This window comes from Sphingomonas sp. (assembly GCF_019242355.1).
Taxonomy (GTDB): Bacteria; Pseudomonadota; Alphaproteobacteria; order Sphingomonadales; family Sphingomonadaceae; genus Sphingomicrobium.
On the sequence record NZ_JAFAVR010000076.1, the window covers coordinates 1 to 8,992 of the forward strand.

General features: G+C 65.5%; 9 protein-coding genes. 8 read left to right on the plus strand and 1 reads right to left on the minus strand.

The window, feature by feature from the left end:
• Nucleotides 1-41: 41 nt before the first annotated feature.
• From JOZ79_RS03745 to JOZ79_RS03780, 8 genes are all read left to right on the plus strand, one after another.
• Nucleotides 42-515 (plus strand): prepilin peptidase, encoded by a 474-nt coding sequence (locus tag JOZ79_RS03745; protein ID WP_294070775.1) that lies wholly within the window; start codon nt 42-44, stop codon nt 513-515.
• Nucleotides 516-561: 46 nt separating this feature from the next.
• Nucleotides 562-1,599, plus strand: a complete 1,038-nt coding sequence (cpaB, locus tag JOZ79_RS03750; RefSeq protein ID WP_294070778.1) for a Flp pilus assembly protein CpaB — start codon at nt 562-564, stop codon at nt 1,597-1,599.
• Between the two features lies 1 nt (nt 1,600).
• Nucleotides 1,601-3,091, plus strand: a complete 1,491-nt coding sequence (locus JOZ79_RS03755) for a type II and III secretion system protein family protein (RefSeq protein ID WP_294070781.1) — start codon at nt 1,601-1,603, stop codon at nt 3,089-3,091.
• 26 nt (nt 3,092-3,117) lie between these two features.
• A complete protein-coding gene (locus tag JOZ79_RS03760; RefSeq protein ID WP_294070784.1) occupies nt 3,118-3,753 on the plus strand; it encodes a CpaD family pilus assembly lipoprotein in 636 nt (211 codons plus the stop codon).
• Nucleotides 3,753-5,027: a pilus assembly protein CpaE gene (locus JOZ79_RS03765; protein WP_294070787.1), complete on the plus strand. Its 1,275-nt coding sequence runs from the start codon at nt 3,753-3,755 to the stop codon at nt 5,025-5,027. The genes JOZ79_RS03760 and JOZ79_RS03765 overlap by 1 nt, the downstream gene beginning before the upstream one ends.
• Nucleotides 5,028-5,093: 66 nt before the next feature.
• Complete coding sequence (locus tag JOZ79_RS03770) at nt 5,094-6,062, plus strand: type II secretion system F family protein (protein ID WP_294070790.1); 969 nt, start codon at nt 5,094-5,096, stop codon at nt 6,060-6,062.
• A 16-nt stretch (nt 6,063-6,078) separates the two neighbouring features.
• Nucleotides 6,079-7,077 carry a type II secretion system F family protein gene (locus JOZ79_RS03775; protein ID WP_294070794.1) on the plus strand — a complete coding sequence of 333 codons (999 nt, stop codon included), beginning with the start codon at nt 6,079-6,081 and terminating at the stop codon, nt 7,075-7,077.
• Between the two features lie 78 nt (nt 7,078-7,155).
• Nucleotides 7,156-7,428, plus strand: coding sequence for a hypothetical protein (locus JOZ79_RS03780; RefSeq protein WP_294070797.1), 273 nt, complete (start codon nt 7,156-7,158; stop codon nt 7,426-7,428).
• A gap of 4 nt (nt 7,429-7,432) precedes the next feature.
• Here JOZ79_RS03780 and glyS read toward each other — a convergent pair.
• A partial coding sequence (gene glyS, locus JOZ79_RS03785) for a glycine--tRNA ligase subunit beta (RefSeq protein WP_294070800.1) occupies nt 7,433-8,992 on the minus strand: 1,560 nt, incomplete at its 5' end.

An 8,992-nucleotide genomic window follows, 5' to 3' on the forward strand; every position in this document is an offset into this window, starting at 1 on the left:
GGTTACGAATTGGAAAGCCGCACCGTCTAGGGGTGGCAGTCATGTTCAACGTCGCATTAACGCAAATCCTGCTGCTCGGCCTTGCAGTGACGCTCGTCGTCGCGGCGGCGATCGACGTGCGCACGTTCACGATCTCGAACAAGCTCAACCTCGGGGTCGCCCTGGTCGCGCCCGTCTACTGGCTCTCGGTCGCCCTTCCCTTGTGGCCCAACGTCGGAATCCAGCTTGCGTCGGGCGCGATCGTGTTCGCCGTACTGGCCGGGGCCTTCTACGCCGGGATGATGGGCGGCGGCGACGTCAAGCTCGCGGCCGCGCTCGCCCTGTGGTTCTCGCCCGCTTCGACGGTGAGGTTCCTGGTGCTGATGTCGCTTGCCGGCGGAGTGCTGACCGTTGCGGTCCTTGCACTGCACCGTGCGCGCCGGCGGGAGGGCCGTCCGGAGATCCCGTACGGGGTCGCAATCGCTTTCGGTGGGCTCGTCATTCTCACCCAACGCTTTCTTAACCAATTTGCCTGATGAGTGAGGCTGCAATGAAGACCCGACTGGGGGAGGCGATCGCGCCATGGATGTGAAGAAGGTTGCTCTGCTCGTTGGAGCGCTGGTCATCGCGGTCATCACCGCGGTCATGGCCAAGAACATGTTCGCAGGCGCGGGGGCCCAGCAGGCCGCTGCGGCACCTGCGGTCCCCGTGGGTCCGAAGATCCTGGTCGCCAAGAAGGCGCTTCCGGTCGGCACCATCATCGACGCGGACAGCCTGAGCTGGCAGCCGTGGCCGAAGGAGCTGATGCAGGGCGCCTACTATACCGAAGGCCAGCCGGACGCGAACCTGCCGAAGCTGCTCGGTACCGTGGTCCGCTACCAGATCACGGCCGGCCAGCCGCTGACCCGTGGCGCTGTCGTCGGTCCGCAGGACCGCGGCTTCCTTGCTGCAGCGCTCGGCGCCGGCATGCGTGCGGTCACCGTTCCGGTCAATGCCTCGACCGGTGTCGCCGGCTTCATCTTTCCGGGCGACCATGTCGACCTGGTCCTGACGCAGCAGGTCACCGGCGGCGGCGACGGCCCGCCCCTCAAGGTTTCCGAGACCATCGTGCGCAATATCCGCGTCCTAGCGACCGACCAGCGCTTCACCGACAAGGACGAGGACGGCAAGACCGCCGTCAAGACCTTCTCGAACGTGACAATGGAAGTCACTCCGAAGATCGCGGAAAAGATCGAAGTTGCCCAGAGCGTCGGAACGCTGTCGCTGTCACTGCGCTCGATTGCCGACGACACGTCCGACCTGGAGCGTCAGGTTGCGGCCGGCGACATCAAGGTCCCGGCCGGCGTCAATCCGACGCAGGAGAAGCAGTTCCTGCTCGCGGCGGCCAATCGCCCGAACGACGTCGACCCGAGCTTCACGACCGGCGGCGACGTCTCTCGCTTCCAGCGGCGGACCGTCCCGGCCAAGCCGCGCGATAACAATGCCCAGGCGGCCGGTGGAGCGCAAAGCGCGCCCCGTCTTTCGGCTCCGTCGGGCTCAATCACCCCTGTGGTCGTCGGACCCGTGGTCCGGATCGCTCGCGGCAATGATGTCACCGTTGTTCCGGTGGGAGCTCGCTAACATGAAAACTCAAGCCATCATCCACCGGGCGAAGCTCGGCACGGCCCTCGCCGGGGTCGCCATCGCGATCGCAGCGACGGTGCCGGCAGCGCCGGCCGCGGCCCAGCCCCTCGCCTATACGTCCGGCGCCTATCGGCCGAGCACCCAGGTGCTGCTGTCGATCGGCGAAGGCCAGATGCTCAACCTGCCCCGCAGCGTTGCGAGCGTCTGGACCTCGAACCCCGGCGTCGCCGACGTCTTCGTCAACAGCCCGCACCAGCTCAACCTGTACGGCAAGGCTTCGGGCCAGGCGACCGTCATCGCGACGGCTGCGGACGGCTCGGTCGTCTACGGCGCCAATGTCCGGGTCAGCCAGAACGTCAGCAACGTGAACGAAGTGCTTCACGCGGCGATGCCGGACGCCAACATCATGGTCACGTCGGTCGGCCAGGTCGCAGTCCTCAACGGCACCGTCGCCTCGCCCGCCGACGCGGCCCAGGCCGAGACACTGGTCACGGAATTGCTGAATCCAGGCAAAAAGCCGGGCGACGCGCTCGACATCCAGCCGGTCAACCGGCTGAAGGTCGCGACGCCGCTCCAGGTCACGCTCAAGGTCCGCATCGCCGAGGTCAACCGCTCGCTTCTGAAGAAGATCGGCGTCAACCTCCTGTCGACGGACAACACCGGCGGCTTCAACTTCGGCGTTGCCCAGGGCGGAGGCATCTACCTGCCGCCGCCCGGCGGCGACGGCAAGGGTGCCGGAACGGTCATCCGCAACGCGCTCGGATCGACGCTTCAGGCATCAGGCAAGCTGTTCGGACTGAACTTGCTGGGCACACTCGACCTCGCGCAGACCGACGGCCTCGTGTCGACGCTCGCCGAGCCGACGCTCACGGCACTTTCGGGAGAGACCGCCAGCTTCCTCGCCGGCGGTGAGTTCCCGATCCCGATCTCCCAGGGCAACCAGGCGATCAGCATCGAGTACAAGCAATATGGCGTCGGCCTGGCCTTCACGCCGGTCGTCCTCGCCGACGGCCGCATTTCGATGCGCGTCCGTCCGGAAGTCAGCGAGCTGTCCGATGCCGGGTCGGTGGACCTCAACGGCTACAAGGTGCCGGCGCTGACGACACGGCGCGCGGAGACCACCGTGGAGCTCGGCTCCGGCCAGTCGTTCATGATCGGCGGGCTGCTGCAGAACCACAATTCGAACAGCATCAACAAGGCCCCGTTCCTCGGCGACTTGCCAATCCTCGGCACCTTGTTCCGCTCGACGAGCTACCAGCGCGACGAAACCGAGCTGGTCATCGTCGTCACGCCCTACCTGGTCCGGCCCGTGTCGAACCACATGGCGTTGCCGACCGACGGCTATCGTGCACCGACCGACCCGCAGCAGTTCCTCGAAGGCCAGACCTTCACGGGCGTGAGCGGGACGCCGGTGGCGGTCGCCCCCGGTCCGGGGATCGCAGGAGCGGCCGCGGTGACGGCGGCGCCGGCTCCCGGGTTCAAGCTGTGACCGGCCCGCTCAGGAAGGACAGAAAGATGCGTACCAGGATCGCCATTCTCGTTCTCGCCTCGGCGGCTTCCGCAGGCTGCGGCTACACGCCGCACGACCTCGCCGACCGCGGCGTCGAATCCGTCAATCAGCCGGTCGTCACGGCGACCGACTATGTGTTCAACGCAGCCGCGCCGGGCGGCACTCTTGCTCCCGGCGAGGCCGAGCGGCTCAGCGCCTGGTTCCAGGCGCTCGACATCGGCTACGGCGACACCATCCACGTCGACGGCGGCGACTCCTATGTCGCACGCGAGCAGGTGCAGGCGGTTGCAGGCACCTATGGGATGATGGTTGCGGCCGGCGCCCCGGTGACCTCCGGGCCGGTTCAGCCGGGCTTTGTTCGCGTCGTCGTCTCTCGCCGCCGCGCCGTCGTTCCCAACTGCCCCAACTGGAGCCGCCCATCCGAGCCCGATTACAACAATCGGTCGATGTCGAACTTCGGCTGCGCCACGAACACCGACCTCGCCGCCATGGTCGCAAACCCCGAGGACCTGGTCCACGGGCAAGAAGGCAACGGCATCGGCGATACCGCGACGGGCGCCAAGGCCGTGCAATTCTACCGGTCAAGCCCGCCGTCCGGCACCAAGGGCCTACAGGACGTCAGTACGAAGGGATCTCAGTGATGAACGCTCCGTTCCAGGCACGCGCGGGTCTGCGCGACCCTTTCACAGCCTTCGTTTGCGACGATGCGACCGCCGACATGCTGCGGCCGGTCGCGGTCGAGCATGGCTGGTCGCCGGAAAAGGTGAACAAGGGCGGCCTGCGCAATGCGGTCCAGTCCCTGTCGGTCTCGGCAAGCCCGAACATCCTGTTCGTCGACCTGTCGGAATCGGGCGATCCGCTCAACGACATCAACGCGCTCGCCGAAGTTTGCGAGCCGGGAACGATCGTGATCGCGGCCGGTGCCGTCAACGACGTTCGCCTGTACCGCGACCTGGTCGCGAGCGGCATCCATGATTATCTGCTGAAGCCCTTCACGGTCGACCAGCTGCGCGACACCTTCGCGCATGCCCAGATGATCCTGTCCGGTCCCCGCGGCGAATCCCAGGCCGAGAAGCCGCATGTGATGGCGGCTGTCATGGGCGTTCGCGGTGGTGTCGGCGCCTCGACGGTCGCGACCTCCCTGGCCTGGCTGCTCGGAGAGAAGGCGCATCGCTCGACCGCACTGCTGGACCTCGACGTCCATTTCGGCACTGGCGCGCTGGCGCTCGATCTCGAGCCCGGCCGCGGTCTCACGGATGCGATCGAGAATCCGAGCCGGATCGACGGCCTGTTCATCGAACGGGCGATGGTTCGCGCCAACGAGCGTCTGTCGGTGCTGTCCGCCGAAGCGCCGATCCACCAGCCGCTGGTGACCGACGGAACCGCCTTCTTCCAGCTTCAGGAAGAGATGCGCAACGCGTTCGAATCCACGGTTGTCGATCTGCCGCGGCACATGCTGATCCAGTATCCGCACATGGTCCATGACGCCCATGTCGCAGTGGTCGTCGCCGAGCTCACGCTGGCCGCCACCCGCGATACGATCCGCGTGCTCGCCTGGCTGAAGTCCAACGCGCCGCAGACCAAGGTCATCGTGATCGCCAATCGCGTGCCTACGGGCGGCGCCCTGGAGATCAGCCGCAAGGACTTCGAGCAATCGATCGAACGCCCGGTGGACATCGTGTTCCCGGTCGACGGCAAGCTCGCCGCCCAGGCCGCCAAGCTCGGCAAGCCCATGGCGGAAGTCGCAGCGGGCAAGATGGCCGCTCCGTTCAACCAGTTGTCCAACATGGTGCTGAGCCATGCCAGCGACGACGGCGCCGCCGCGGCCCCGGCCAGGGACCCAGCTGCTCCGGCGAAGTCGCTGGTCGGCAACCTGAAATCGATGCTGTCCAAGCCCAAGGCAAAGGCGGCTTAAGTCAGGCCGGCGGCCGCGGTGGGACCTCCCGCCCCGGCCTCCCGAAAGTGAGAGGCGACGCCAAGAATGCTGTTCTGGCTAATCATCATGGTCGGCGTCGTCGGCACGCTGGCACTCATGCTCAGCGCGTTCAGCGGCCCGTCCGCCTCGAAGGCGGTCAAGCGGCGCATGGAGCTCGTCAAGGAGCGTCACGGCGACGTCATCGCCGGCAACGCCCAGGCGCAGATCCGCAAGCTGATGGCCCAGCGCGCGAGCCGCCTCGAGGGTTATGCCTCCACTCTGATCCCCAAGCCCGCGCTGCTTCGCAAGCGCCTGGAGCAGACTGGCAAGGACATCGCGCTCGGTCGCTACGCCATGATCTGCCTCGGCGCGACGCTGTTCGTGGCGTTTGCGCTGATGGTCAAGGGCGCGCCCTTCCTGCTGTCGTTCCTGCTCGGCGTGTTCGTTGGCGTGGGCGTGCCGCACTTCGTCGTCGGCAAGATGATCAAGCGGCGCGTCGCCAAGTTCACGACCAACTTCCCGGACGCGATCGAGCTGATGGTGCGCGGCCTGCGCTCCGGCCTTCCGATCACCGAGACGCTGGGCATCGTCGCCAGCGAGATCCCCGGTCCGGTCGGGCTCGAGTTCCGCCTGGTTTCGGACAAGATGAAGATCGGCCGGACGATGGAGGCTGCTCTCCAGGACACCGCCGACCGCCTCGGAACGCCCGAGTTCCAGTTCTTCGTGATCACGCTGGCCATTCAGCGCGAGACCGGCGGCAACCTCGCCGAGACCCTCTCCAATCTCGCGGACGTGCTTCGCAAGCGCGCTCAGATGAAGCTGAAGATCAAGGCAATGAGCTCCGAATCCAAGGCCTCGGCCTATATCGTCGGTTCGCTGCCGTTCGTGGTGTTCGGCCTCGTCTACATGGTCAACGCCCATTACATGTCCGGCTTCTTCAGCGACCAGCGGCTGATCGTCGCCGGCCTGGGCGGCCTGTGCTGGATGAGCATCGGCGTCTTCATCATGGCCAAGATGGTCAGCTTCGAAATCTGACAGGGGACTGAAGAACATGACTCCGGTGCCCGCAGCTGGCCCTACCCTCCTCGGCTTCGACGTGATTTTCATCGCGACGTGCCTCAGCGCCGTCGCGACCTTCGCGGTGCTCCTCGCGATCTATGCGGCGACGACCGTCAAGGATCCGATGGCGCGGCGCGTCAAGGCGCTCAACGAGCGGCGCGAGCAGCTCAAGGCGGGCATCGTCGCCTCGACCAACAAGCGCAAGAAGCTGACCAATCGCAACGAGGCCGCCGACCGCGTCCGCTCGATCCTGTCGAGCTTCAAGATGCTCCAGGACGACCAGCTGAAGAAGACCCAGCTGCGCCTCATGCAGGCCGGCATCCGGACCAAGGACCTCGCCTTCTTCATCATCTTCGCCCGCTTCGTCCTGCCGGTCGTGCTCGGCATCGGCGCTGTGCTGCTGATCTATGTCTTCAACTATTTCCCGGCCTGGGGCTGGTTCAAGCGCTATGCGCTGGTCGCGGGTACGATCCTGCTGAGCTACAAGGCGCCCGACCTGTGGCTGAAGAACAAGGTCACCAAGCGCAGCAACCTGGTCCGCAAGGGCCTGCCCGATGCGCTCGACCTGCTGGTCATCTGCGCCGAGGCGGGCCTCACCGTCGACGCCGCCTTCGGCCGTGTCGCGAAGGAGCTCGGCAAGGCCTATCCGGAGCTCGGCGACGAGTTCGGGCTGACGGCGATCGAGCTGGGTTTCCTCGCCGAACGCCGGCAAGCGTTCGAGAACCTCGCCAATCGCGTTGACCTGGATGCGGTGCGGGGCGTCGTGACGACCATGATCCAGACCGAAAAGTACGGCACTCCGCTCGCCTCGGCGTTGCGCGTGCTGTCGGCCGAGTTCCGCAACGAGCGCATGATGCGCGCCGAGGAAAAGGCCGCCCGGCTGCCCGCGATCATGACCGTGCCGTTGATCCTGTTCATTCTGCCGGTGCTGTTCATCGTCATCCTGGGACCGGCGGCCTGTTCAATCCACGACAGCTTCCTTAGCACCTAGGGGCTTGCGCCCGGGGCGGAACGATAGACCGCCCCGGTGCGTAATTCGCGCGAATTCCGACACCGTTGGAGACGCGCAATGACCATCCCGTCCGATCCCAACCAGTGGATCATCGTTGGCCTGATCTTCCTCGTCGGCCTGCTGATCGGCGCCTTCCTGACCACCGGCGGACGGCGCAAGTGGAAGAGCCGCTACGATGCGGAGGTCGACCGCAGACGCGATCTCGAGAAGACCCACGCCGAGCGTGAAGCGCGGTGGGCGGACCAGGAAAAGGAATGGCGTGAGCGCGATTCCCTGCGCGATGCCGCCGTCAGGAACCGCCGCGACCCGGCCGACGACCGGCCACTGTAAAGGGCTAGGCCTCGATCTTCGAGAAATCCGCGACTGCGTTCACGGCATCGCGGAAACGCAACAGCAGGTTGAGGCGCCGCTCGCGCTTCTCCGGCACGGGGTCGTTGACCGTCACCTTGTCGAAGAAGGCATCGATCGGTCCGCGCAGCGTCGCCAGCGCGGCCATTGCGCCGGTGAAGTCCTCGGCCTGGACGGCGGCCAACGCCTTGGGCTCGGCGCCGTCTAGCGCGGCGATCAGGGCGTGTTCCTCCGGAAGCTCAGCGCCGGCCGCGCCCGACGCCATCTCGGCGATCGCTTCGGCCATGCCCGGCTCCTCCACCAGCACCAGCGGATCCTCTTCGCCGGTCTGCGGGATGCCCTGCTCCTCACGGGAGGACAGAACCTCCGGGCCAGTGAAGTTTTCCTTCTTGAGGATGTTGGCCGCGCGCTTGTAGGCGGTCAGCAGGTCCCTGCCCTCGCCAGTCTCGACGAAGTCCTGAAGCGCCGTCACGCGCGCAAGCAGCCGAACGAGGTCGTCTTCACCACCAAGCGAAAACACCGCATCGATCAAATCGTGCCGAACCCCGGCCTCGCGCTGCTGGACTTTCAGGCGGTCGGCGAAGAATATTTGGAGCGTGTCCAAACGGCCCGGCTCATCCTTCAGAATTGCGCCAATGGCAGGAACCATCTTCTGCAATTCCGGAAACCGTTCGATTTCAACGAAGCTCAGCATCCGCAGAGCTAATCGAGGATCGTTTTCGAGCCGCTCTACAGCCTCGAGACGAGCCTTATAAGCGGGGTTCTCAGATGCTAACAGCTCAGTCTCAGCTAGAATACGAGGTCCAAGCACCTCCAAGTTATGCGCGGCCTGCGCGCGCCATGAACTCGACAAAGACAGCCGCAACCCGTTGTGAATGACCAGACTGATTGCACCCAACGCTGATCGGCGGAGCGCGTAAGGGTCCTTCGATCCGGTAGGAATTTCGTCGGACATGAAGAACCACAAAAGGCTATCAAGTTTGTCTGCCAGGGACACAGCCACGCTGATCGGTTCCGTTGGGATTTCGTCATTCTGTCCCGCCGGCCTGTAATGTTGGCGGACCGCTTCCACGACCGCCTTTGGTTCGCCCTGCGCTTCGGCGAGGTAGCCGCCGATCACTCCTTGCAACTCCGGAAACTCGCCGACCATGCCAGTGACTAAATCGGCCTTCGCTAGACGAGCGGCCTGCTCAGCCTGATCTGGGTCGCCCCGCACGACGCCGCTCTCTACAAGCCAACGGGCCAGCTTGGCGACGCGCTGGACCTTGTCAGAGACAAATCCCAGCTTTTCGTGGAAAAGCACATCCTCGAGCTTTTTCGCCTGCTGCTCCAGCGGAACCTTGAGGTCCTGTTCCCAGAAGAACCGCGCGTCGGACAGTCGCGCCGCGAGCACTCGACGGTTGCCTTCGACGATCGCCGCGCCGCCGTCGCTGGCGTCGATGTTGGCGGTGCAGATGAAGGCCGGGGCGAGCAGCCCCTCGTCGTTGGTGCACGCGAAGTATTTCTGGTTCGTCCGCATCGTGAGCACGATCACCTCGCGCGGGAC